At 52.9% G+C, this 25,751-nt stretch carries 20 protein-coding genes; 13 read left to right on the forward strand and 7 right to left on the reverse strand.

Annotation, left to right across the window (positions count from 1 at the left end; genetic code table 11):
• The first annotated feature begins 10 nt into the window (after window positions 1–10).
• The 5 genes from Pla22_RS23475 (at window position 11) to Pla22_RS23500 (ending at window position 6,999) form a co-directional block, all read left to right on the forward strand.
• Window positions 11–817 carry a TIGR00282 family metallophosphoesterase gene (locus tag Pla22_RS23475; RefSeq protein ID WP_146517263.1) on the forward strand — a complete coding sequence of 269 codons (807 nt, stop codon included), beginning with the start codon at window positions 11–13 and terminating at the stop codon, window positions 815–817.
• Window positions 818–1,074: 257 nt separating this feature from the next.
• Window positions 1,075–2,331: a peptidase associated/transthyretin-like domain-containing protein gene (locus Pla22_RS25595; RefSeq protein ID WP_207310462.1), complete on the forward strand. Its 1,257-nt coding sequence runs from the start codon at window positions 1,075–1,077 to the stop codon at window positions 2,329–2,331.
• Window positions 2,332–2,527: 196 nt separating this feature from the next.
• Window positions 2,528–3,661 carry an acyl-CoA synthetase family protein gene (locus Pla22_RS23490; RefSeq protein ID WP_146517265.1) on the forward strand — a complete coding sequence of 378 codons (1,134 nt, stop codon included), beginning with the start codon at window positions 2,528–2,530 and terminating at the stop codon, window positions 3,659–3,661.
• A gap of 69 nt (window positions 3,662–3,730) precedes the next feature.
• Complete coding sequence (locus Pla22_RS23495) at window positions 3,731–5,173, forward strand: aldehyde dehydrogenase family protein (protein ID WP_146517266.1); 1,443 nt, start codon at window positions 3,731–3,733, stop codon at window positions 5,171–5,173.
• Between the two features lie 407 nt (window positions 5,174–5,580).
• Entirely contained in the window at window positions 5,581–6,999 is a 1,419-nt protein-coding gene (locus Pla22_RS23500) for a prenyltransferase/squalene oxidase repeat-containing protein (RefSeq protein WP_146517267.1), read from the forward strand.
• A 5-nt stretch (window positions 7,000–7,004) separates the two neighbouring features.
• Here Pla22_RS23500 and Pla22_RS23505 read toward each other — a convergent pair whose 3' ends face one another.
• Window positions 7,005–9,998, reverse strand: coding sequence for a hypothetical protein (locus tag Pla22_RS23505; protein WP_242632289.1), 2,994 nt, complete (start codon window positions 9,996–9,998; stop codon window positions 7,005–7,007).
• Between the two features lie 371 nt (window positions 9,999–10,369).
• Between Pla22_RS23505 and Pla22_RS23510 the strand changes: the two genes are divergently transcribed.
• Window positions 10,370–11,803 carry a hypothetical protein gene (locus tag Pla22_RS23510; RefSeq protein ID WP_146517268.1) on the forward strand — a complete coding sequence of 478 codons (1,434 nt, stop codon included), beginning with the start codon at window positions 10,370–10,372 and terminating at the stop codon, window positions 11,801–11,803.
• A gap of 369 nt (window positions 11,804–12,172) precedes the next feature.
• On the forward strand, window positions 12,173–13,390 hold the full coding sequence (locus tag Pla22_RS23515; protein WP_165440809.1) for a VWA domain-containing protein: 1,218 nt from the start codon (window positions 12,173–12,175) through the stop codon (window positions 13,388–13,390).
• 106 nt (window positions 13,391–13,496) lie between these two features.
• Here the strand turns inward: Pla22_RS23515 and Pla22_RS23520 are convergent, their stop codons facing one another.
• The 6 genes from Pla22_RS23520 to aroH form a co-directional block, all read right to left on the reverse strand.
• Window positions 13,497–14,414 carry a hypothetical protein gene (locus Pla22_RS23520; RefSeq protein ID WP_146517270.1) on the reverse strand — a complete coding sequence of 306 codons (918 nt, stop codon included), beginning with the start codon at window positions 14,412–14,414 and terminating at the stop codon, window positions 13,497–13,499.
• Window positions 14,415–14,565: 151 nt separating this feature from the next.
• A complete protein-coding gene (locus Pla22_RS25430) occupies window positions 14,566–15,801 on the reverse strand; it encodes a hypothetical protein (RefSeq protein WP_165440810.1) in 1,236 nt (411 codons plus the stop codon).
• A 294-nt stretch (window positions 15,802–16,095) separates the two neighbouring features.
• Complete coding sequence (gene purM, locus Pla22_RS23535) at window positions 16,096–17,160, reverse strand: phosphoribosylformylglycinamidine cyclo-ligase (RefSeq protein WP_146517272.1); 1,065 nt, start codon at window positions 17,158–17,160, stop codon at window positions 16,096–16,098.
• Entirely contained in the window at window positions 17,160–18,938 is a 1,779-nt protein-coding gene (gene aspS / locus Pla22_RS23540; protein WP_146517273.1) for an aspartate--tRNA ligase, read from the reverse strand. The genes purM and aspS overlap by 1 nt, the downstream gene beginning before the upstream one ends.
• A gap of 230 nt (window positions 18,939–19,168) precedes the next feature.
• A complete protein-coding gene (locus Pla22_RS23545; RefSeq protein WP_146517274.1) occupies window positions 19,169–20,080 on the reverse strand; it encodes a hypothetical protein in 912 nt (303 codons plus the stop codon).
• 57 nt (window positions 20,081–20,137) lie between these two features.
• The gene (aroH, locus tag Pla22_RS23550) at window positions 20,138–20,593 is read right to left on the reverse strand and encodes a chorismate mutase (RefSeq protein ID WP_146517275.1); all 456 of its coding nucleotides are present in this window, start codon (window positions 20,591–20,593) and stop codon (window positions 20,138–20,140) included.
• Window positions 20,594–20,818: 225 nt separating this feature from the next.
• On the opposite strand from aroH, the gene Pla22_RS23555 reads away from it, so the two are divergent.
• The 6 genes from Pla22_RS23555 to Pla22_RS23580 all read left to right on the forward strand — a co-directional run bounded on the left by Pla22_RS23555 (window position 20,819) and on the right by Pla22_RS23580 (window position 25,706).
• On the forward strand, window positions 20,819–21,073 hold the full coding sequence (locus Pla22_RS23555; protein ID WP_146517276.1) for a hypothetical protein: 255 nt from the start codon (window positions 20,819–20,821) through the stop codon (window positions 21,071–21,073).
• A gap of 121 nt (window positions 21,074–21,194) precedes the next feature.
• Complete coding sequence (gene floA / locus Pla22_RS23560; RefSeq protein WP_146517277.1) at window positions 21,195–22,250, forward strand: flotillin-like protein FloA; 1,056 nt, start codon at window positions 21,195–21,197, stop codon at window positions 22,248–22,250.
• Between the two features lie 45 nt (window positions 22,251–22,295).
• Entirely contained in the window at window positions 22,296–23,096 is an 801-nt protein-coding gene (locus Pla22_RS23565) for an alpha/beta hydrolase family protein (protein WP_146517278.1), read from the forward strand.
• A 363-nt stretch (window positions 23,097–23,459) separates the two neighbouring features.
• Window positions 23,460–23,867 carry a TadE family protein gene (locus tag Pla22_RS23570; protein WP_146517279.1) on the forward strand — a complete coding sequence of 136 codons (408 nt, stop codon included), beginning with the start codon at window positions 23,460–23,462 and terminating at the stop codon, window positions 23,865–23,867.
• A 2-nt stretch (window positions 23,868–23,869) separates the two neighbouring features.
• Window positions 23,870–25,012 (forward strand): VWA domain-containing protein, encoded by a 1,143-nt coding sequence (locus Pla22_RS23575; protein ID WP_146517280.1) that lies wholly within the window; start codon window positions 23,870–23,872, stop codon window positions 25,010–25,012.
• 91 nt (window positions 25,013–25,103) lie between these two features.
• Window positions 25,104–25,706, forward strand: coding sequence for a TadE/TadG family type IV pilus assembly protein (locus Pla22_RS23580; RefSeq protein ID WP_146517281.1), 603 nt, complete (start codon window positions 25,104–25,106; stop codon window positions 25,704–25,706).
• Window positions 25,707–25,751 lie beyond the last annotated feature (45 nt).

Below are 25,751 nucleotides of genomic sequence, written 5' to 3' on the forward strand. Positions count from 1 at the left end.
ACTAGATTCCATGAAAATACTGTTCTTAGGAGACCTAGTGGGAAAACCAGGCTTCACAGCTGCGGTTAAGAAGGTCCCGGCTCTGCGTAAGGAATTGTCGCTCGATGCCGTTGTGGTAAATGCAGAAAACGCCGCCGATGGCTCCGGTCTAACGCCTCGACAATTCCAACGCCTAACCGACGCCGGCGTGGATGCAATCACCATGGGTGACCACATCTACAAAAACAAAGATATCATCGAGGTGCTGGCGAAAAGTTCCCGGATAGTCAAACCCGCAAACTATCCATTGGATTCTCCCGGACGCTGCTGGACAATTGTGGATACCGAAGCTGGGCCTCTGGTGGTCATCTCGATAATGGGACGCGTGTTCATGCGCCCAGTCGACTGTCCCTTTGACGCTCTAGATCGCGTGCTCGCGGAAGTATCCGCGGATGATCGATTCCAGGGGACGGCAACCGGCGGTCCACCGCCAATCCTGGTAGACGTGCATGCCGAGGCGACGAGCGACAAACAAGTTCTAGGTCGATACCTCGATGGAAAAGTCACCGCGGTGCTCGGAACCCATACACATGTCCCGACTGCGGATGCAACTGTACTGCCGGGCGGTACAGCGTTTCAGTGCGATGTAGGGATGTGCGGTCCATACGAAAGCATCATCGGACGCGACATCAGTCGAGTGATGAGTACGTCGAGAACGTTTGAACCAACTCACTTCTATGTAGCCACTCAAGACGTACGACTTTGCGGTGCAATTGTCGAAAGCAATCCACAGGGCTTGGCTACCTCGATTGTGCGTTTCGAACAGAAGATCAAGTAGCTGCGAAGCGGTGGACCAACGGAAGGGTGCCAATGCCTCCATCGAAACCCATTCAACAGCGAGCTAACGGCCACAAAGGGCCTGCTGACCACCCCCTATCAAGAGCAGTGGACAAATCGCTTAGAAAAGACGTCAAAGCATGCGATATTTGGCAGATAATGCCAAATATCTGGATGAAAGGGACTGGCCTCACTGCTTACCTATCTTTACTATAGACCTACTATCTATGGACTCAGAATTACTCCGAGAGGTTTCCCATGCGACGTATCACTTCATTCATTTGCTCCGCTATTATTCTGCTGACATGTACGTCAGCGCAAGCTGTCGACACACCCTCAAGCGACCAAAGCCAAGTGGTTAATCACTTGACGATGAATCAGTGGGTCCGCCTTACAGCGGACGGTAATCTGAGCGGTCGAGTTTTCCTGCCTAAGTCAGGCGGTCAGTCGGAAGCTCTCGAAAATGTCTCGGTCGCAGTCCTTGCCCGTGACGGTGAAGTCCTCCGCGCTAAGACGGACAGTGAAGGCCGGTTCGAAATCGAGGACATCAAGAGTGGTGTCTATGCACTAACCGCTCGTGGCAAAGACGTGTTCGCATGCTGTGCTATGCACGTCGTTGATTCACAACAAGCCGAAACAATTGACTTCCCACAAGTGGCTGACATCGCAATGGCGAACGTCGACTACACCGTTGTGAACACTGCGGTGATTCGATACCTGCCACCAACTGTCAAGCAACAGAACGTGAACTTCCAAGAACTCAACTTTAATGGGTTGAAGGACCGCGTTTGTGGTCAGGACTTGTTCCGCGTCGCTCAAGCAGGCAACGGCATGAAGGGTCATCTTCACGTTGCTGGTGCCGTTTCCGATGAACTTTCCGGTGCTGGGATGACCAATGTCTTCCTGTTTAAGGATGCCATGGAAATCGACCGTACACTCAGTGGCGATAGTGGCGAGTTTGAATTCGAAACTGTCGAGCCTGGCTTTTATTCGTTGCTTGCCATTGGTCCAAACGGTATTGGCTTAATCGGCTTTGAGCTTGTTGACGCAACTGAGCTTCAAGCAACCGCATCATCCAACGTTGGAACCGACGGAACTCAATTGGTTGGTTTCGGGCACCATCGCAAGAATTGCTGCAACTGCTGCACCGAGTTTGCTATGCAAATTGCTCCTATGCCAGAAGTTTGCAGCATCGTCGAAGAAGTAATCATCGAGCAACCGATCGTTGAAGATGCTTGCGGCGTTTGCGGCGAAGAAATCATCGAAGGCGAATTCATTGATGGCGAAGTAATCTTGGACAGCGGATTTGGAACGCCTCTCGCAGGTGGTGGATTCGCTCCTGGATACGGTGGCGGCTATGGTGGCGGCGGCGGATTTGGTGGCGGTGGTGGATTCGGCGGCGGAATCGGTGGCTTGGCTGCCTTGGCTCCTCTTGCCTTGATCCCAGCACTTATCGACGACGACAACAACTCGATCCGTGCTCCGGTTATCGTTAGCCCATCCGGTGCAAACTAGGCACCCTACGTAAGGAATCGCCATCCTGGATAGTCCTAAGGCGATTCAATACCTCTCATCAAACCACGGTCGTTTTCGGCCGTGGTTTTTTTGTTTCGTGATTCAATGCTTCCTCTGGCCGGATGGGGGCATGATGCAATCTTCCCCAGCGTGCATAATAAGTCATTCATCCATGCAAACGAGTTGAAAGGAAACCATGAGCACTGCCGATACTGCGATCAGCGACGAAGTCAAGCAAAAGGCCGCTGAGGCCAAAGATAGTCTTAATGAGCACACGCTTAAGACTGTTCATTGGCATTTCAGTGACGAAACGGGCAGCCCTTTTTGGTTGGCAAAAAAGTCAGAGCTCAAGTTTGACCCCTTGAAGGACGTTAAGAGCTTTGACGATCTGAAAAAGTTTCCTGAGTTCGAGGACGAATGGTTGAGGGGTGGCCCCGTCGATCGCTGGATCCCTAAAGGGCACCAGGGCAAGCCGACCTACGTTTTCGAAACCGGCGGCACAACGGGAATTCCTAAGAGTCGTGTTGTGATTGAAGATCACTGGAAAGACTACGAACTCTTCAGCGACACGCTTCCCGATGAGTATTTTCCTAAGGGTTCAAATTGGCTGATGCTCGGCCCAAGCGGACCTCGTCGACTTAGATTGGCGGTTGAGCACTTGGCCCAGCACCGAGGTGGAATCTGTTTCTGCATCGACCTCGACCCACGTTGGGTTGTGAAGTTGATCAAGAAAGGCTGGATGGAACATCTTGAAGAGTACAAGAAGCATTGCGTCGACCAAGCCGTGACGGTCCTGACGGCCGGGCACGATATTAAGTGCATGTTCGCGACTCCCAAACTTCTTGAATCGCTTGGTGAGGCGTTAGAAGAGAAGGGCACATCGCTTCAAGAAGTGGGCATCAAAGGTATCTTCTCGGGTGGAACAGAGTTCACGCCTCAGTGGACAAAATTTTGCGTGGAAGAGATGCTTGGCGGCCCAGCGTCCGAAGGCGGCATCTACATGACGCCAACCTATGGAAACACATTGATGGGCTTGGCATGCAGCAAACCGATCACTGCTGAACAGGGCTATAAGATTTCGTATTACGCGCCTCAACCTCGGGCGGCAACCGAAGTGGTTTCATTCGACGATTACAACCAAGTGGTAGGTTACGGTGAGACCGGTCGCGTCAAACTGTACACGCTAACGGATGAATTCTTCGTACCCGGGTTCATGGAACGTGACGAAGGTGAACGTGAAGCACCGTTTGAAACCTATCCCTGGGATGGCGTAAGCGGTGTTCGCCCATTCCACGAATTGGCAACTTCAACGACGGTTGGTGTTTACTAAGACGAATTGCGGTCCGCTGTCAAAGCGAACTTTGTTCCTCCGCCTCCTTTCCAAGATAGATTAGAAACGATGATCACACTGAGCCCGCTTCGTTGGGGTAAACCGTACGAGTCACTTGACCATACCAATGTGGTCCACTTTGACACCGGTGAGCCGATCGCCCGCATTGGAAACGTTGGCGGCGGAATTGTCGGCAAAGACATGCGTCAAGCGCACAAGGCGCGCGAAACGCTACTGCAGCATTCAACCGACGATTTGATCGAGCGATGCAAGCGGGCCGCAGTGTTGTTCGAGTCAGCGGACCTGACCGTAGGTGACTCAACGCAATCAGTTGATCAGTTTGTGCACCAGCAGTCCGCGAGCACCGGGTTGCCAGAGCACATGTGCCGATCAAACATGACGAAGAACAGTTTTGTTCTTAGCAACATTGATCAGATTCTTGATTGTCTTACACGGGGATTGGACCTGTCTATTCTTTCGCGTGGTTATGGCGAAGAGGGACGCGGCGTTACGGTCAGCTACCAGTGCCAAAGTCCGGTACTGGGCGCCGTCCTGCCGAATAACTCACCAGGGGTTCATACGCTTTGGCTGCCAGCGATTCCGCTTCAGATCGGCTTGGCCCTTAAGCCTGGATCGCAAGAACCTTGGACTCCTTATCGGATGGTTTCAGCTTTCATCGAAGCTGGAATTCCCAAGGAGGCTTTTGGCTTGTACCCAGGTGGTCACGACGCGGGTGGTGCGATCATGACTAAGACGCCTCGAAGCATGATCTTTGGAAGCGCGCAAACGGTAGCGCAGCACGAAGGCAATCCGAAGGTCCAGGCTCATGGTCCCGGGTTTTCGAAAATTTTGATCTGCGATGATGTCGTCGACGATTGGGAAAACTATCTCGACATGATGGTCGAAAGTGTTCTCAGTAACTCAGGCCGAAGTTGCATTAATTGCAGCGGCATTTGGGCGAGTCGTCATACCCGCGAAATTGCCGCGGCGATCGCTGATCGAATTGGCGAGGTCAACGTCCTTCCGCCTAGTGATCCAGATGCGGCTTTGGCTGCGTTCACGGTAAAAGCGATGGCGACTGGAACATGGTCGATGGTTGAACAAGATCTTGCGGAAAGTGGCGTCGAAGACATGACTGCTGCTTTTGGTGAGAAACTCATCGAACGAGACCATTGTGCTTATCTTCGACCGATGGTTGTTCACGCCAACTCGCCGGATCGCGCGGTCGCGGCCAAGGAGTACATGTTCCCGTTTGTCAGTGTTGTTGAATGCCCGCAAGCAGAAATGCTTAAACGGATCGGCCCGACTTTGGTGGGAACGGTGTTAACCGCCGACCAGTCGTTTATAGATGCGGCGGGCAGTTGCGTTGAGATTGACCGGTTGAATGTGGGCCCGATTCCAACAAACCGGTTGAATTGGTTGCAACCACACGAAGGGAACATCATTGAATTCTTGTTCCGTTCGCGAGCCTATCAAATGGCGGATCTGCCAGTGGCAGCGATGACTAAGTAGACGCTGGAACGCGTGGATAGGAAATCGCGGAAAACAGTTGATATCTCGGCGAAAAGATCTCGCCGTCAGCCAAAATTTCGAGGCAAACGGCAACTCGCATTAGCAGTTGCATTTCTACTGAGACCATATCGCAAGCTATAGTCGACTGTAGAGTTCTCTCGATGAAGGTCCGCATAATCGCTACCACCGATAGCATCCCTCCGTCTTCCACGGATTCATCACCTCAACCGGTGACGGGGGGCGATCGTGCGCGGTGGGCGGGAGTGCCGCCAACGCCTAAACGCGCAGAGGCACAGGAAAACTCATCGAGTGCTCAACCGGTCGAGCTTGGGGTTTCTTCCAACTCAGCTTCGCTCACGAGCGCTCCACTGAGCCAGAGAACGCGAGTTCCTGCTTTGTTGATCAGCATGATTGTACATACGTCGCTGCTTATCCTTTTGGCACTCGTCACGATTCCCAAAGGATCAGTCGTAGGCGTCAAGCTTCAGGGTCGCCAGACGGGTCCAAGCGAAACAGTCACATTGCAAGCCGTTGATCTTGAGCAACAAGAGCTAAACCACAAGAGCCATGATACCGCGACGGTTCCTGTCGCGATTACTTTTGCGACGGACTTCAAACCTTCACTTCCGAATCCGGCCAGCGAACCTACCGAAGTGACGACTCCGCTTCCCAAAGTCGATCTATTAATCAAAGGTGGTGGCGGTGGTTCATCTGGTCAACAAGGACTCATGCAAATCGCTACCGGTGGTGGACTGTCCGGTCGAACACCAGAACGTCGTAGCGAGCTTGCCAAGAAATACGGTGCGACGCCCGAAAGCGAAGATGCCGTCGAGGCGGCACTTGCCTACTTAGCAGCACATCAAAGACGAGACGGAAGTTGGTCCTTTGATCTTTCGAAAGATCCGTGCGATGGTAAGTGCCGTGATTCCAAGAAAAGCGGTGAAGATCCAACTCCGTCGACTGCAGCAACGGGACTCGCCCTCCTGGCGTTCTTGGGTGCCGGACACACTCATGAAAATGATGGGCCTTACACTCAAAACGTCCGCCGAGGTCTGTATTACTTGCGCGATGTCGTCTCTGAAACGGAATCAGGATTCGACTGGCAACACGGCAGCATGTACGGACATGGGATTGCTTTGATGGCGATGTCGGAAGCCATGGCAATGACGATGAACGAAAAAGAACCGTGGAATCATGAGTTCTATCAACTCGTTAGTGGCGGTACCGCGTTCTCGTGCATCGCACAGCATTCAAGCGGATCGTGGGGATACTATCCCAACAGCCCCGGCGACCTCACGGTGACCGGGTGGCAAGTCCTTTCGCTTATCGCAGCTAAGCGAAACAAGATGGTCTTGCAGACTCACACGCTTCGCGATGCCAAAGCCTTTGCACTGTCAACGTGCCCGGAGGATCGCAGGTATTGGTTTGGCTATAAAGGTCCTCCCGGACAACCAACAACAACTGCAGTGGGGCTCGCTTTAATGCTTTATTTGGGTGAGTCAATTCAGTTCACGCCGCTCAAGATCGCATTGACTGAAATGGCTGAACGCGGGCCGATGAAGACGAACGTCTATCACGATTACTACGCCACCCTCGCACTGCATCACGCTCGCCACCCCGACTGGGATCGTTGGAACCAGCAGATGCGAGATCACCTGGTCTCCACCCAGGAGAAAACAGGCCATGAAAAAGGTTCATGGCACTTTAAAGATCGCTTCGGAGACGTTGGCGGTCGCCTTTACACGACCGCCATGTGCACGTTGACCTTAGAGGTCTACTACCGCTACTTGCCGCTCTACTCGGCAACAGACGAATTCGAGCTATAGCGAGCTTATTCTTCGCTCGGTAAGTCTGTCGGCTCGAGTCCTGATTCGATCGACTCCCGGAGTGCGTCACTATCAACTTCGATGCTAGGATCGCTGAGCTCACCGATTGATTCATTCGCTTCCAACATGCGAAGCTCATCTCCAAAATCGGTAGTTTCAAAATCAGTCGCATTGACCTCGCCAAGCACCATCGGTTCGAAGTAGACCGGTGCTTGTGGTAGCGGCCTGTTTGGCAAGCAGCATTCATTGCATGCGTTCTGCATCATGCCACCTTCGGTGGTCCCCACCAACGAGATCAGCGAATCGGATGTCAGCTTACCCGGATCGATCCACAAACCATCCGGAGTCAATTCCATGGTTCCCAAATCGAAGTCCAGTCCTCGTCGCGTCACTTCGTAACCAACAAAGATATCTAGCAGATCATTCTGGGCTTGAAGCAAAGCATCAAGAGCACGAATGGCGTCAATAGCAGCCGTGGGACCAGCACCTTGACCACGAGCATCATTGAGAGCACGAATGTCGGCGTTAAGTTCGATCTGCGAAGCAGCAATCCGGATAGCTTGGCGACCTAGTTCGAACGTTAAACGATTCGCTTGCAACTGGCGAACCTCGCCACGAAGCAATTGCCACAAACTGTCTTCAAACTGATAGAAATCTCGCTTGATCTGTTCGAACCGAATCAATCGTTCTCGATACGTGTTTCGTTCGGTCAACCGTGTGATAGGAGCGTCCCATTGCAGACCGATCCTTAGCTGACTTGTGCTTGACCTTAGGTCGAGCGGGTTGTTCCCGACGTTTTGCACGTCCCCGTTAACAACCAAGTCGAGCTGACTTTCCAAATCATCTGCGGCAACTTCGATCGAACGCCAAGCGTCGACGATTCTGGCTTTCGCATTGGCATAGTCTCGTCGATTGCGGCGTGCGATATAGAACGCCGTTTGCGGGTCCATTTCAACTTCCGGCAATAACAAGCTCTCGGTTCGAGCACGGGCTTGGATCAGTTGCAGTGCAAGTACGTCGTCGCCAAGGTCGGTAAGGACCTGTTGAGTCTCGAGAATAATATCGTCTCTTAACGTCTTCGCAAGCTCACGATTATTGAGCTCAGCCGCTCGTCCATCCGTGAAGCTTTCAAGGGTTGCTTGCAGCTTAGAGATTGTTTCTTCGTAGCTTTCAAATCGTTTCTCGAGCAGAACGTACGATTGCCGGAGGCCGTCACTAAGCTCGTCGAGTTCTTCGAGAGCGAAGATCGAGTCATCAATGTCTGTGACATTGAGCAACCCGCAAATGCCTTCTTTTTCCTGTTCGTAGAGATCAAGAAGTTTGACTCCGTCTCGTCGTCGTTTGGGCAATGCCTTTTCATAGGCATCGATGTCTTCTGCGATTCGCGGAATTTCTTCATCGATCAGCGTACGATTGAATTCCTTCAAAGGTGCAATTTCGTCGCGAAGTCGCTTGAGCGTCTGTGAAATTTCCTCGGACCATTCCACTTCCGATACAGGAAGCCCCGACTCCTCATCAATCTTGTATCGGGCAGTTTCAAACAGCTTGACGTTGAGTTCGCCCACGGAACTGCGGAGTGCACTCAGTTCCTGACGACGCGTGAGCAGTCTACGATCGATCAACTCAAATCGGTTCAAAATCGGGTCGTCAAGTCGGATACACAAGTACGGCGGCAAACCCATTGTGATCAAGAAAGCGTCGACGGATTGCTGATATGACGCCTGCTGATTGACCAGGTTTCGCTGGGCGGTCAAAAGGCTTTGCCTGGTTTGTGCCACTAGCAATCGCTGCCGAACAATTGACCCCGCATCATCGGGAATAGTGGTGAGCAATTCGATTAGTGAATCTTCAAGAATCAATAAGTTCTCTGCTTGTCGAGCAATGTTCTCTTCGAGGTTGCGAATCCTTAGTTGGCTTTGCAGCAATCCCAAGAAACCATTTGCATTGCCGAAGCCACCTTGTCCAGCAACGTTAATGTTTAGGTTCCCGCTGGCCTCATTGACAACGGATTGCGGCTGGCCTTCAAGTTGTCTCCCCACGGTGATGTTCAAGAAGAAACTGCGACGAAATCGTTCGAACGAGCGTACGTCCGCGAGCAAGGCGCGTTCGGCTTGAGTCAAGTCTTCCATGACCACGTCACGCCCCGCACCTCGCAGCAAAGGCTGCAGGAAGGCAAAGTCGAGCGTAGTCGATGCGGACTGAGTGTTAGGACCGCTGACGTTCCAAACGATGTTGTTCGCCAGCCCGACGATCAACTGACTGCCGCTAGCGAATCTTCGCTCAAGGGAAAAGTCGCGATTGCCAGCGGCGCTTGTACTATCCGGACCAACAGAGAAGGCAGATTGACTTCGTCCGTTAGCGCCGGATCGTCGTCTGCCGGCAAGAGTAAAGAACGTATCTGCACCACCAAAGAACTGCGTATCGAACACAAAGCGTTGGCTGCTGACGGCGAGCGCTGATAGATACAACTGCTCAATTTGTTGTTGGTATTCGGGCGAATGAAGCAACGCGATCTTGACCGAGTTTTCCATGTTGAGTGACAACACACCGTCTTCGTCCAAAGGCAAAAACTGCCACCAATCCGGACTTTCCACAGTGTTAGTAAACCCAGCCGCTTCCCACATCGGATAGCCGCGACGTCCATCGACGCACTGCATGTATTGATAGGACGCAGGATCGTCGAGCGGCATCGGTTGGAAGTCGAGGTCAAACGGATTGAACATCCGGCTGCGACGATCCACGTCGATTCGAAGCGGTTGATTCGGTGGACGTGCCACGCGCAATGCATTCTGGTCGATCAATTGATGAGCTTCCATGTCCGCCTGTTTTCGATAGTACTGGCGATGACAGCCAATCGAGCCCAGCAACATCAGGATCCCCATCAGGGCCAAAGTGATTTGCAGAACCACGTTGCCTGAAGAGCAGCCATCCCTAGTTTCAAGGTGCTCGGTATGCACCCCAAGATCCAAAGTTGACTGATGTTCACCAGATCTGGTCATTGACTTCTTTGGCACCATCAAAAGGCTTCCCATGAGTTGTTTTCAGTTCATTGGGGAAAATCGACACAAGACGCAAAAGCGGCATCTCCCTCTTTCGGATTCGGGTGTTACCGGCTTGGACTCCACGTGCTTGCCCTCCTGAACCGTCAAATCACACCAAGGCGCCCTCCGGTGGTGCAGGTCGCGCAGACCTTGGCGATTACAACGGTGGCTCCACCCCCGCGAGAGCTGCTCGTATGACCAGTAGCTTTGGGTTTCATGTAGCGAATCGTGGTATTTCCTTGACGGCGCAACTTGCCCAACTTAGTATTCATTGAGGCATTTGAGCCTCTTCTCTTGACCGATTCCGCCGTGGTGCGCTCGAAACAATCATGAAGTTTGTCATCATTGGCGTTCTGCTGCTCTTTCTGATCGGCTTCGGTGTTCTGATTTGGAAAGCTTCCAAAAATTGGCGCTGGTACCAAATCGTTCCCGTCGTGATCACGATGTTGTTAGCGATTGCCTTGCTATTCCCAACTGCCGGCGTTCTTAAGAGCCGCGCAGCTTGGCACAAAGTAAAAGAGAAGCTTGAGGTTCAGGCCGCCCAGGTCGAAAGCGAATATCAATCGCTCAAGTATGGCGATGCGTCAGGCACGGAAGGCGTTACCAGCTTGGCCACCAAACTATCCAAAATCGGACTTGAAGCTGGACGTAGTTGGCGGAACCTCAGACTCCAAGGTGGCACTAGCCAATCTCTTATCCTGGTGAATCCGCAAGCTCCGGCCGTAGCACCAGCTGAACCCGCCGAAGATGGGGCTGCAGCGGCAGCTCCGCCATTGATTCCCGAAGGACTGGTGGTTTACGGATTTGCCGAGTTCATTGATCCCAATACACAAATAGCGGTGCCAACCTTTTACCTTGGCGAATTTATCGTTAAGGCATCAACGGAAGCTCAGGTCACTCTTGAGCCCACGTCGGCACTAGCACCGGCCCAGGCGCAAGCGATCGATTCTCAGCAAGCGATCAGTTGGTCCGTTTACGAATTATTGCCCCTTGATGGGCACGAACCGTTCATCGCCGACGGTAGCTCACCCAATGACGACAACATCCTCGGACGCGTGGATGATGCATTGGTTAATTCAGTCTTGTCCAACACCACACCCGAAACTCGACAATCCTATCTCGGAGACGGCCGTCGTCTTCGAGACAACGATCCTCCGCTGAGCCGGTGGGCGAAGATTGAATTCACGCAAAACCATGCCATCCAGGTGGATAGCCCCGAACAGCGTGGTGCTGTCGATGGCGGATTCTTCGACGGCAACGGCCGCGCCGTCGATGGTCGGTTGCAACGTGGAGAGGACGGTTCGGTCAAATTTAAGAAGACTGATCAAATCGTGATGCAGGAGGAAGCAGCAGAACAGCTCGTTGATTCCGGTGTTGCTAAATTGATTGACCGATACTACTTGCGTCCATTGAACGATTACCGGTTCGTCCTCAGACACATTCAGCTTCGTTTGGCCAACTTAGCTAACCGAAGCGAGGAACTGGTCGACCAAAAAGCAGTGCTCCAAGAAGCGATTGACCGCAGCAACACCATGCTGGTTGCCAATGCCGAAATTAAGATCAAGCTGGAAGCCGACTTGAAACAATTCCGAGTCGAAACCGAAGCGATTCGGGAATACACCGACACGCTCACAAAAGACTTGGCGGCGATGAAAAAAGAAATGGCTCGCCTGCACAAGCAAAACGTTGCCCTTGAACAGCGTTTAGATCAAATTCACCAATCGGTCGAGCGCAGCGTCAATGCTGTGACGATGGTTCCGTAGATCGCGGACGCTTTTTCTAGACTCGTCCCATCACAATGCCGCGTGCATATCGCTCACTATTCGTGATCGCGTGCAAAATTATCAGCGATAGATTGTGAAATGAGGCTATCCGCGACGCGGCGTAAGTCAGAAAATAGGCGTCGTCTCTTTCACCGTCTGACTAGCTCACCATCTGACTAGCGGCTGTGAACAAATGCCAATCAGCGAGGCGGTATGTCGGTGCCGATATGGATCGCGACGCACGGCCTTGAGGAGTGAACTATTGGGATGGCGATCCACCGTACCCTGCTATGTCTATGTCTGCTGTGGTCTAGCTGTTTGCCGACGATATCGTTGAGCGGATACGCAGCGGAGACAACTTCTACCCGCTTGGTTGCACGCCTTGCCGGTCGCAGCGACGAGGCACGCATCCGAGCAATCGCTGAAGTCAGTCGCACTGTTCAGCGGAAGTACCAGGCACTTCCGGAATTGAAGGAGGCGGCCGAATTGCTGATCGCTGAACTTTCCCCAGAAGATCAACTAAGCATTGGCACGGTGACTTTGATCTACACACTCGGAACGATCGACCGAAAAGAAGCTGAAGAATCTCTGATCAGCATGCTAGATTCACGACACACCGACGTTGTCCTGATCGCTGCGGATGTGCTGGGAAAGAACAAGTTTCACAATTCGATTGAAACGATCTACCAACTTAAAGACCATCCGGCATTTACAGAAAACTATGGGTTTCGATTCAACCTCATACGTGCGCTGGCTCAGATGCAACACCCTCGCGCTATTGAACTATTGACTCAATGGCGTCACGAATTCGACGGACAGCTCCGACACGAAATCAAAAAGCTACTTACTGAAGTCGACGTCAGAGATTTTGGCGGAGACGAAAAGAGGTTTAACGCCTGGCAGCGGTCGATGTCCCTCGAGGGTTCGGTGTCCCCTGATGAAGATGACATGGACGCTATGGACGAGAATCTCAAAGCAACAAACCCAGCACAGATCAAACTCTATCCCGCGAGTCATGCGTCCGACTCTCCTAACCGTGTTGAGTTGTCGAAGTCGTCGCAGTACTACGGAATTGACATTCACGCGAAACGATTGATGTTCATCATCGACCATTCCGGCAGCATGGAAGAATACTGGGATGGCCTTAGCCGATTGCAGCGAGCAAAGTCCGAGCTCATCAAAACGATAGAGGAACTCGATCCAAGAAGCGAATTCGCGCTGATGTTCTATGCGACGGACGTGCATGTGTGGAAATCAACACTGCTTCTAGCGAATGATCAAAACAAGCGTGAAGCGATAGCGTTCGTAAAACGGCTTCAATACGGAGATCGAACTAACACCTACGGTGCACTGAAGAACGCGATCGAATTTGACCAGCAGCTCGAAGCCGTTTTTCTGCTAACCGATGGTCAGCCGACTATTGGTGACTTCGTTAAGCCAGCAGAGATTGTTCAGGACATCATGCAACGAAATCGCTTTCGTCACCTTAAATTCAACACCATCGGAATTGCGATCAACCGTTCTACTGAAGCGTTCTTAAGTGCAATCGCGGAACAATCCGGTGGAGAGTATCGCGCGGCCAATTGACAAGCTTTGTGAGCACAAACTCTGCTGATCACACTTTGTTATCGAACGCTGACAATTAAACGTTGGCGTTCAAATGATGCACGTCAAAAGAAAACTCTCGGAAGAATCACTGGCGAAGGTCTTCAATACGAGGATCTTCCGTTTTGAAAAGTTGCCAATGAACCACTAGCGATACCTCTTCGTTCGGTGCCAGCGATTCATAGGGTCCCTGTAGCTCTAATTCAGCGAAATCGCTTTGAGGCGCGAGATAAATTTCCAGTGGCGTTTGCCCGGGCGCCGTATCGGCCAGCAATTCGCATCGTTTGATCAGTACGAGATCATGACGATGGTAACGGTTCCAGACCGACGATTGTCTTTCGCCCTTGCTGTTAGTCACCTCAGCGGGCGTGACAAAAACCTTTTGAGCATGAGGCTGCATTCCATTGAACGCTAGCCTTGTCACCCCGTTTCGGTCTTCAGTAACGACTGCTTTTTCTGGATGACTTAGCCGGATTTGGCTACCTGCAGAAAACTCGGTGAAGCCACCCCAATCAACTCGAGTGTTTTCCCAGACCGCGACCTTTGTATCGACTAATCCCCGGTTGGCAATCCGGTAGCTTACGACAGCAAGCGGCGCACCGTTGCTTCCCATCCTCATCTGGAAATGCTTGATCATCTGCAGCTTAGTTGTTTCGTCGATGCCGCTAGCGAGTTCGATCGCATCTGCCGTGTGGGAGCGGACGACGTAAGGCTCGCTGTCCAAAGATTCTAACGGTGGCCAGTTCCAGTCACTTTGCGGGCTCGACCACGCAGTACTTCCCCACTGCAAATTTTTCTCATCTCGGGTCGTGCGAAGCACCTCAATGCCATCAAGTGAGAATGAAACTATCCTGCCGCCCAGGTTTGGATCCACAGCAAGCCTGAGATTGTTTAGCTGTAGCGTTAAGTACTGACTTTGCTCGTCAGCCAATACTTTCGACTTCTCCCATCCAACTGTGGTCGAAACTAACGCAACCCACAGGCAGGCTATCGTTATCTTTTTCATCATTGCCCCGCTAATGCGTGAAGAGCCTAGTAAAAATCAAACGGTACAAAGCGGGCATTGTATGTCTAAGAAAAAAGCACCGCAGTAAATCTGCGGTGCTTCAGGATTTGCTTGCGAACCAACCGTCTAACGTTGGTCAGTCGATTCAGGCTTAAGGGCTCGAAGGAGAAACGATGACAGGTTGTTGAACTGAGTTGTCATCGTCTGTCAGAGCAGGAATCAGAGCCAAGGGAGCTAGAGCGGCCAAACCACCTAGTCCGCCACCGAAACCACCGCCGCCGCCAAATCCGCCACCGTACCCGCCGCCATAACCGCCGGGAGCTGATGCGGTAAGACCCGACGTAGGTGAGAACGATGCCATCGGAGAATTAGCAAGAGGTGCTCCTGCGGTGCCTAACGGTGCAGGATCCGCTGGGATGCCACTAGGATCGCTTGATCGAGCGATTTCGGGATAGCTCTTTTCAACAGCCTTGATCAAAGGCTCTGACATTTGAGGTGGAACCAACACCACGGGCAGCGTGTCGCCCGCCGCCAACTTGGTAACAAAGGTTTGAGTGACAACTGAAGCAGTCTGAGCAATCTCGGACGATGGAACCGCATTGAATGCGAACGCCGAATATCCAGCTCGTCCCGAAGCGACCAACCCGTGAACACCACCACGTAGACCGGTGATTTGGAAGCTGCCATCGTCACCAGCTTGTGTCGAACCCACGACGACACCGTTGTGGAAGATTTTGACTTGAGTACCGCCGAGTGGTGCCGATTCGTTCACGCTCATGACGCGACCAACAAGCTCGCCGTTAGGACCAAGTGTGACGTCGTAACCAAAAGTCTCGCCGACGCGAATATCGCTACTGCGACTACTTGCAAACGTTGTGATGTCTCGGATGCGATCAATCGACTCTCGCAAGTCGGATGCATTGACTTGCAACATTGTCATTTTCTTGGTCGCTGCTACTTGGCCAAGGCCAGCATCCAGGCCGTCAGCATCTGCCACTTTTTCATCGAAGTAATAAAGCATTGCGCCGTGAACATTATCGCCCGAAGCGACTATCGCATGGGGCCCACGTTCCACATTATCAATGGTGAACTCGCCATTTTCATCAACCGCCAACTCTTCCGATTCGCCATCAGGACGAACGACGGTGACAACGGTTTCCGATAGGCTCGATACATCCTCGAGAGCAGCCAGCAAATCAAGCTGAATCTTGACTTCGCGAGCTTCCGTGAAGAACGCAGTGTTGTCTTCAGGCAACTCATCTAGCTCATCCTGCATGTATCGGTTAGTCAACCGACTCGCCGAATCGTCAGAAACAGCAACGTTTGAAAGAACAAGACAACTCAGCAGCACAATGCCGAACTTCGAGAATCTAAAGCAGCGATTCATTATGGGTCTCACGGGGTCTTTTCTAGACTACCAGGGGGCAACAAAGTGGAGGGAGACACGCCCGGAAACATACACTTCCGCCACATTGAGCTTCGACTGAAAGCCCTAAACAGCATTCATCCGGTTGTATCCACGCGAACTCCAGACTTGGCGCACTTTAAATGCTACCAATCCAGATTGCAGATTAACTACCACTCAACGTCAGTCAAGCAAACTATGGGTAAGGATTGTCAAGTTTGTGACGGTTTTGACATCAGGCGACCGAAGCGTGTCCTGACTGGTCGTATCAGGTGATCATTCGTGCGCATAATGAACCTTGCCGGTCCCGCTGACGACCTTGCCAATGACTCGACAATCCACTCCCGAGGCGGCTAACTGCGCAACAACATTGGCTGCGTAGTATTCGTTCACTACAGCAATCATTCCGATGCCCATATTGAACACGCGACGCATCTCGCTCGTTTCGATTTCGCCAGTTTCTTGGAGCCAACGAAAAATCGCGGGCACTTCCCATGAACTAGCATCAATCACCGCGTCGACCTTCGACGGCAAAATCCGATCGAGGTTTTCTTCGATACCGCCACCGGTAATGTGAGCGAGTCCGTGAAGAACTTGCTTGACTCGGTAGTGTGTCTGCACGCTTCGAATGGCTTCGGTATAGATTCGTGTCGGACGTAAACAAACCTCCGCGAGCGAGTGACCACCAAAGACTTCAGGGCAATCATCCCAATTCAAACCGGCATCGGATATGACTTTTCGAACAAGTGAGTAACCGTTGCTGTGCAGACCATCGGATGCCAATCCCAGGACCACGTCTCCCTCTTCGATCTGCTTGCCGTCGATCAATCTCTTTCGCTCAACAACGCCGACGGCGAAACCTGCCAAGTCATAGTCCTCTTCGCCGTACTGGTCAGGCATGATCGCTGTTTCGCCACCAAGCAACGCCATGCCGCCTGCCACGCAGCCGTCACTAATGCCCTGAACAATTCTTTCAAGTCGTGATGGATCATCTTTTCCCATCGCCACATAGTCGAGGAAGAAAAGTGGTTCGGCTCCGGTGCATAGCAAGTCATTCACGCACATGCCAACCAAGTCAATTCCAACGGTGTCATGACGTCCGGTTTGCTGAGCAATGATGAGCTTGGTGCCGACCCCATCAGTGCCGCTTACCAAAACGGGCTCCTGATAGTTGCGAGCGAACAACTTGCCCGCAAAATCGAGCTTGAAGAGCCCCGCAAATCCACCGTCGCTTGGAATCACGCGAGGCGTGAAGGTACGGTGCATCAGTTTGGGCAATCGACTCATCGACTCGGCATATACGTCCAAGTCCACGCCAGCGTCTTTGTACGTCGCAGCCATTACTTCGAGACCTTTGCGATTCTCAAGAACAGTTCTTCTAGTTGAGCTTTGTCCACGTTGCCGGGAGCCTCAGTCATCATATCGGCTGCCTTCTGCGTTTTGGGGAACGCAATGACTTCGCGGATGTTGTCCAGCCCAGCAAATAGCATCACCCAGCGGTCGACACCCAACGCAATTCCACCGTGCGGTGGAGCACCGTACTTCAGAGCGTTAAGTAGAAAACCAAAGCGATCTTCCGCGGTTTCATCGTCAATTCCTAACAACCCAAACACTTTAGATTGTGTTTCGGCGTCGTGAATCCGGATGGTGCCCCCGCCCGCTTCGCTACCGTTGATGACCAAGTCATACGCCTGGGCACGGCACTGAGTCGGATCGGTATCGAGCTTTTCCAGATCTTCTGCCAGAGGTGCGGTAAACGGATGGTGCATCGCATTCCATTGACCAGATTCCTCGTCTTTTTCGAACATCGGAAACTCGGTCACCCAACTGCAATTGAGTTCTTCCGGATCGATCAACTTCAGTTCGGCTGCCAAACGTCGACGTAGTCCCGACAAACCTTTGCACGTCACTTCCCATGTATCCGCCAAAATCATTAGCAAATCGCCGGGTTCGCCAGACATCAACGTCTTGATCTCGTCGAGGTGTTCCGCTTCGAGATTCTTGCTAGTCGGGCTCCAAAGCGTTCCGTCATCTTCAACTCGGAACCATGCCAAACCTTTGGCACCGAAGTCATTCTTTACGTACTCGGTTAGCTCATCGATTTGCCGACGAGAGTACTTCATAGCGGCATCTTTGACGTTGATCCCGCGAACGAAGTTGCCCGCATCGGCAACACCGCGAAAGACTCGGAACTCGGTCTTCTTGGCGACGGACGTGATGTCGACCAGCTCCATGCCAAAGCGAAGATCGGGCGCGTCATGACCAAACCGACGCATTGCCTCGGCATAGGTGATTCGCGGAAGAGGCAACGAGATTTCTTTGCCGAGGATCTCTTTGGCGCTTCGTTTGACCAAACCATCGATCATTCCGATCACGTCTTCAGCATCGACAAAAGACATTTCTAAATCGAGCTGAGTAAATTCAGGTTGGCGGTCGGCTCTTAGGTCCTCGTCACGAAAGCACTTGGCAACTTGCACGTAGCGATCGAATCCCGCCACCATCAGAATCTGTTTGTAGAGCTGCGGCGATTGAGGCAACGCGTAAAACTTGCCTGCGTGAACACGACTGGGCACCAAATAGTCACGTGCTCCTTCAGGCGTGCTGCGACCAAGAATCGGCGTTTCGACATCGATGAAGTCATTCTCGGCGAAGTAGTCTCGCATGACCTTGATGATCGAACTTCGCAGCACAAGGGCTCGCAACATCGCAGGCCGACGGAGATCCAAGAAGCGATACTTCAACCGCAAATCTTCCCCTGGCAAATCTGACTGGCTAGGAGTAAACGGCGGTGTCTGGCACGCATTGAGAATTTGGAAGTGTTCGCCCCGAACTTCGATGTCGCCGGTGGCAAGCTTGTCGTTGGTCTTGCCTTCAAGTCGATCGGCAACCTTTCCTCGGATAAGCACGACGCTCTCGGTGGGTACCCGGCCTGCCTCGTCAATCATCGCTGCCCCGGCTTCGGGCGGCCCAATTACTACCTGGGTCAACCCATATCTATCTCGCAGATCAATAAAAACCGCTCCGCCGTGGTCGCGTTTGCTTTCCACCCAGCCGCAGAGGGTGACTTCATTTCCAACGTCGTCTTTACGGAGTTGTCCGCAGGTGTGAGTGCGTAGCACGAATGATTCGGGGGCTTAGGAAGGATTTTGGACCATAGGGCGACGCGCGGCCAGATTGAACCAAGCGGCGCCACCTTTCAACAGTCGGGATTCTAGCCCACATCGACCGGTTTGCTGGAGGGGAGGCACAACCGGCTTGCCACAGAAATTGCCAGGAAACACAAGTTGGAAAGCTGCCCCACTTACCCTCGGGCGATTCCATGCGCCAATAGCCAGGAAAAACGGCTTGGTTACGCCAACGATAACCGTGTCGTGAGCTCGTCAAGTGAGTCGATCCACGGCGTTTTGGCATCCGAACAGTCGTTCCACCAATCTCTTACCTTTTTCGCCGACGCAGGCGAACCAATGCCCCACAAACGCATGGCGGTTTCTATCGGCAGCGGCTCGCTTTGACAAAGACCAAGCTCCATTCCCGCGGTCAGAACGACGGGAACACTCGCCAACGCTCGTACATCACGATCGCTTGCCTCCTTACGATCCCCGGCGCGAAGATCCAATCCTAGCCCCAACATCAGCCACGCGACTCGCAGAACCTCGGGGACCAAAGGATCAGCATCGGTCAGCATCGCTTCAATCCAAATCAATTCTGCATCGGCATCCCAACCCCCATCGCCGCCACGCGAAGGTTGAATCAGATGAGCTTGAACGCGATTGGACCAAAATGCTTGATCGGCCGCAGGATCCCGAACCAACTTTTCCATCTGCAGCAACAATCCGGCTCCAAAAGAGTCCCATTGTTGTCGCAGCGGTTGGCCTCGCAGTTCTAATTGTTCCACCAGACGCGGAAATCGACGTAGGTAAACCTCTCGTGCATCACTCAATCGTTTGGCAATCGCGCCAGCGGTTTGGTCAAGCTGCAGCTCACTGCACCCGGCGAATGCAAGCGACGCCTTAGTAGCGTTGGCTACCGGAATTCGCGATGCAATTTGCCGAATGTATTCATTCCAGAATGGCCCCATTTCCAAAGATTCGGTTGCTAATCGCGTGTTGATCTGTACGACGAAATCAATCAACAACGCTTCTAACTTCGGATCGTTGCATTGGCCACCGGTGGCGACGATATAGGTCGCGTGCGCAGCACTCAATTCATCGGACACCGACCACAAAACCGAAACTCGATTGGCTCTCTCGGATCGCGGCAAGAACTCGTTCCTTAAAGTTGCTGGGATTTGACTAGTTGCTGGGGCTAACAAGGGAGATCATGACTTTGCAGCCGGCATCTGTGACGCAATCCATTGTTCCAACTCGTCAAAGTCAACAGGCGGAAGCTTCGTCAGATCAGGGCGCAGTCGCTGAGCCTCGTGCAAATAAACGTGCTGAATTTCGCTCTGGGCTCGTGTCGTGTTCCAGTGCAACAGAACGCGAATGCATCGCGGCAACGATCCCGGCACTGATATCTCATATCCGCAAAGCAACGGGACTTCCAACCAACCGAGCTGCCGAGCCGCCAAAGCAGGGAACTCCATCGTTAAATCTTTGGTCACCGTAAACTGAGCACTGGCAATGTCCGCGGGGTCCATTTCATTGCGGCGAATCATCAAAGCAATCATTTGCCTTGTCGCGGCCAAAATTTGGTCACGGTCGTCGGTTTCTACGGTGGTGGCGCCACGCACACCACGACAATAGACGGAACCTTCGTTCTTGCGGGCTTCCATGACAGATTTATCAAGCAGGGGAGGAGGCGGAATCGTCGACAACTTGACGATTCCGAAAGTAACTGATTGTTCTAACAACCATGACTATAGAAAAAATGGGTGCTTTAGAATACGCGGCAGATCGCCGATAATCGAGGCACTGCCATTCTCGCCCGTGGCATATCGAACCAATCATCGCGTTCCCAGCAACCATCACTTCTCTTTTCCACTCCAAACGAGTCCAGCATGCCCGCCGATCGATCTGCTCATCAAGAAAAAATCATCAAGAACTATTACCAAAACCGTGATGCCATTGGGCTGCAGAAGGCCCAGGAAGCGATTACGGAATTGTACCTCAGCGAGGGCAAAAAGCGGGAAACCGTTTGGAAACGTCTGACCAGTCATCTCGAAAAGGTGGGCCTGTCGGCGGCTCAGATCGAGAAGCTTCGCAAAGACGACGATCCCGCCAAGGTCGCTGAAGCGATCCAGAAGTTTCTCTGAAAGACCGTTTGGGGAAACACGACTGTGGGATGTGGGCTCTCTGCTTGCGGTGGCCGACGTGACCCTTATCATTGAGTCTGGTTCATGCACGTTTTCAGACTGGTAATCGCGGACTTCCACCATGTCGCTCTTCCTCTACGAACTCGTTTCACACAATTTGACGGTTGAGGATCAGTTCTTGCCGACTGGATTGGTATCGGGAAGCTTGTTTGCGCAAAGTCCCACCAGCATCGCCTTGCTAGCCGCTGGGCTGTTCTTGCTTGCGATTATCTCATTCGCGTTCATCTTCCTGATCAAGTACTTCAAGCTTTGGTTCCAGGCTTACATGTCGGTCGCCGATGTGAGCTTGATTAGTCTGATCCGAATGCACTTTACCAAGGTGAACCCCAACGTCGTCGTGCAGGCGAAAGTGATGTCGGCACAAGCAGGCCTCGACATCGACCGAGAGCACGGAATCAGTACTCGACGTCTGGAAGCTCACTACTTGGCCGGCGGCAATGTGATGAACGTGATCCATGCGATCATTGCTGCCCACCGTGCCGAAATCCCGCTCGACTTTGACCAAGCCGCAGCAATCGACTTGGCCGGTCGCGATGTTCTCGATGCGGTGCAAACCAGTGTGTACCCCAAAGTGATTGATTGCCCCGATCCGGCTCGCAGTGGTAAGACGACGCTTAGTGCCATCACTAAAAATGGAATCGAGCTTCGTGTTCGTGCACGCGTCACCGTGCGAACCAATATCTCTCAACTGATCGGCGGGGCTACCGAGGATACGATCATCGCTCGCGTTGGCGAGGCCATCATCAGTTCAATTGGTTCTGCTGATACGCATTTTCATGTTCTGGAGAACCCAGACATGATTACCCGCAAGGTCCTGTCCCGCGGATTAGATGCGCAGACCGCCTTCGAGATTGTTTCGATCGACATTGCCGACATTGATGTCGGTGAAAATATCGGTGCTCGCCTGCAAACCGATCAAGCCGAAGCCGATACTCGTGTCGCCCGTGCCCAAGCCGAGCGCCGACGCGCCGAAGCGATCGCGGAAGAACAACAGATGAAAGCGAAAGTCACCGATAACCGCTCTCAATTGGTTTTGGCCGAAGCTGAAGTCCCCCGTGCAATGGCTGAGGCGTTTAAGGCTGGTCGAATCGCCGCGCCGACAGCACTCGACAACTAACTTGCCGACCAAACCATCGGCTGCAAATAGAAAGTCTCTTTAGCCTTGAACGTCACACCCCGCCGCTCATATCGAGTCAACTTTCCCGGCGGCGATGGCGACTCGCTCGCAGGAATTATTGATCTGCCAGCGGGTTCTGGTGATGCACCAAGCCCGGTCGCTGTTTTCAGTCATTGCTTTACTTGCAATAAAGACCTCAAAGCAATCGTTCGTATCTCGCGATCCCTGGCTGAACAGGGCATCGCAGTACTGCGTTTTGACATGACCGGCTTGGGCGGAAGCGAAGGTGACTTTGCTCGCACCAACTTTACTTCCAATTGCAACGATCTCCGCCAAGCGATTCGTTTCGCATCTGGGGAAATCGGCCCCGTAGCAGCATTGATAGGGCATAGCTTTGGCGGCGCAGCATCGCTTGCTGTTGGATCAGAATTTTCCGCCGGATCATCGCTGTCGGCAATCATCACGCTAGCAGCACCAAGCGATACCGCTCAATTGGCCAAGTTGCTCGAACGCATGAATCCGAGTATTCCGCGAGACGGATTGGGCACGGTCACGATCGGAGGTCGCACGTGGTCGATTTCAAAAGAGATGCTCGATGACTTCCGGAGTCACGACCTGCCCTCACTCATTGGCAAAATTGGATTGCCCACACTCGTGCTTCATTCCCCAGAAGACCAAACCGTGGGATACGACCATGCAATTCGCATCATGGGTTTGATCAACCCGAACGCCAGCTTGGTTACGCTCCATGGGGCGGATCATCTTCTCGCTAAGAATGCGGACGATCTGACTTACGTTTCGGCAAGCATTGCTGCGTTTGTCCATCGCTACGCCGCGAGCCAATAGTTACTCGTTCCCTGGCGCGAGTCACCATCGCAATTTGCGGGGCCTCACGTCATTGCACTTTCCGCTTCAAAACACAAAGAGCGAGACGAGATTCAAAGGCACAGCTCCAGCCCCTGTTCAGAGTTCTGACTTGAAACGCTGAGCACAGCGTTCGGTAGCCGAGCTTTCCCAACTGGCTTGGCGATCTTACTTAGCACCCTGGCTGGGTCTTATACGGATAATCGGAATATCCAACACTGCCGGAACGGCTCTTGTTGCTCCATCAACGATGAGATCCAAATCGTGGCGTTGTCAGATGGATCGGCGACCTAGGTTCTTTGTAGATGCAATTCAATCTCGAACTTCGCTCTACCTAATCTGTTCATGCTTTTATCTCGACCTCGTGCCACTCGAATTCGCCAGGGCACCGCCGTCACCGAGTTGGCAGTATGTCTTCCCGTGCTCGTAATCATCATGCTCGCGACGATCGAAGCTTGCACCATGATGCACGTGCAACAGCGTTTGAAAACAACAGCGTTTGAAGGTGCTCGAGTGGGCATTGTCCCCGGCTCTAAGCAGGTCAACGTCGAATATCAGTGCGAGCTATTGCTCGATGGGCACAAAGTTCATCAATACTCCGTTGCGATGGACCCGGCCGATCCGAGCACGCTGAATCAAGGTGACTGGTTTACGGTCACCGTCGAAGCACCATGCGGCCCCAACTCGCTCGTGGGTGGATGGCTCTACGCCGACAAAGTCCTTTCTAGATCAGTCGCTCTGAGAGCTGAATAACCATGCATACATCCGTTCCTTCACCGCATCATTCTTCCAACGCAAACCGAAATCGTAGCGGTGCTACGATCGCGTTGGTTGTTATCTTGCTTCCCGTTCTGTTCGCGATATCCGCATTGGCTATCAACGTAGCGTACATCGAATCGGCCAATACCGAGATCCAAATCGCTACCGATGCGGCGGTCCGAGCAGCAGGGCGGACCTATGCTCTGACCGGTGACCAGGACGCATCGCTAGTCGCAGCCCAGGAAGCCGCCGCGCGAAACCCGATCGGTGATTACGTTCTACCGATCTCTGCGGGTGACCTCGACTTTGGTGTGAGTGATCGAGACGACGTTGATTCGGCTTATCAGTTCACGAACTCGGGTTCGGGTAACTCTGTTCGTTTAACAACGCGGGCACTTTCAAGCGGCGCTGTTGCGGGTATGCCAACCGTCTTCCCGTTTTTCGGCGATAGCTTTGTGATCCGACCTGAGCGTACCGCGATTTGTACACAGGGTGTGATTGACATCGCTCTCGTCGTCGACCGTAGCGGATCGATGGCCTACTCGGCTGACGAAGTTGCTGTCTACCCTCCCGCTCCCGCATCGGCTCCGGCGGATTGGGACTTTGGCGACCCCGTTCCGCCCAATGCCAGGTGGATCGACCTGATTGCGTCAGTGCAGGCATTCATTGACGAACTTGATGCCAGCCCGCAAACGGAACTGCTGTCTTTATCGACTTACAACAACAGCAGCGCCACGCCGACGAAACTTGGCGACAACTATGCGGACGTCGTTGCTGCCCTCAATACCATCTCGATGAACTTCGAAGCTGGTGGCACCAATATCGGACAAGGCATGTACGAAGCGTTAGCCGCCGTCAACGATTCGACCCATGGCCGAGATCACGCCTCTAAAGTTGTACTGCTAATGACCGATGGAGTTCACAACTATGGCACCCATCCCAAATCGGCTGCCTATAGCTTGGCGAATAGCGGAGTCACCTTGTTCGCAATCACGTTCAGTGACGAAGCGGACCAAGCCACGATGCAGGACGTAGCAGAAATGTGCGGTGGCGAACACTTTCACGCCATCAACGCAGCTCAGCTCAAAGAGGCATTCCAGAAGATCGCACGTCGACTCCCCACACTGATCACTCAGTAACCCAGCGCAGGCGGTCAACGTAACTCAGCCTCGGCGGTGAACCGTTTTGCAAATCCACATCGCTGTTTCGCTAACTCGTTTCCAATCAATCATGAATTGCAACTTCGTCGCTTCGCAAGTCCGTCGCCCCCATCACAGAACCGGTGCCGCTGCCGTCGAATTCGCCATGGCCATGCTTGTGCTTGTGGTCACTGTTTTCGGGGGTATCGAGATTACTCGTGTCGCCATGCTTCGGCATAGCATCGATCACGCTGCCTACGTCGCATCTCGAGCAGCGATAGTCCCTGGCGCTAGCTCTGCCGAGGTCATCGATTCCGCTCACGCTCACCTTTCTAAACTTGGCATTGTCAACGGAGATGTAACGGTCAATCCAGCCGTCATCGGCGAAGATACGTCCGAAGTCCAGGTGATCGTCACCATCCCCGTCGCGGATAACTCGTTTGTCTTGCCGAGGTACGTGACGGGAAACCTAAGCGGCCAAAGTACGCTGATGACCGAGCGATCACCGATGCAAATGGCAAGCACGCTGCCCACACCGCCGCCTCCGCCACCAGCGGATCCACCATCGGAAGACCCACCGTCCGACGACCCGCCATCGGGTGACCCGCCCTCTGACGATCCACCGGCCGATGACCCGCCCGCCGAAGAGCCATCTCCTCCGCCACCGCCGCCACCACCACCGCCAATGCTCTAACGATCAGGCATTTGCACGATGATCAAACGAGAGGGTGATCAAACG

It is taken from the genome of Rubripirellula amarantea (assembly GCF_007859865.1).
GTDB classification, from domain to species: domain Bacteria; phylum Planctomycetota; class Planctomycetia; order Pirellulales; family Pirellulaceae; genus Rubripirellula; species Rubripirellula amarantea.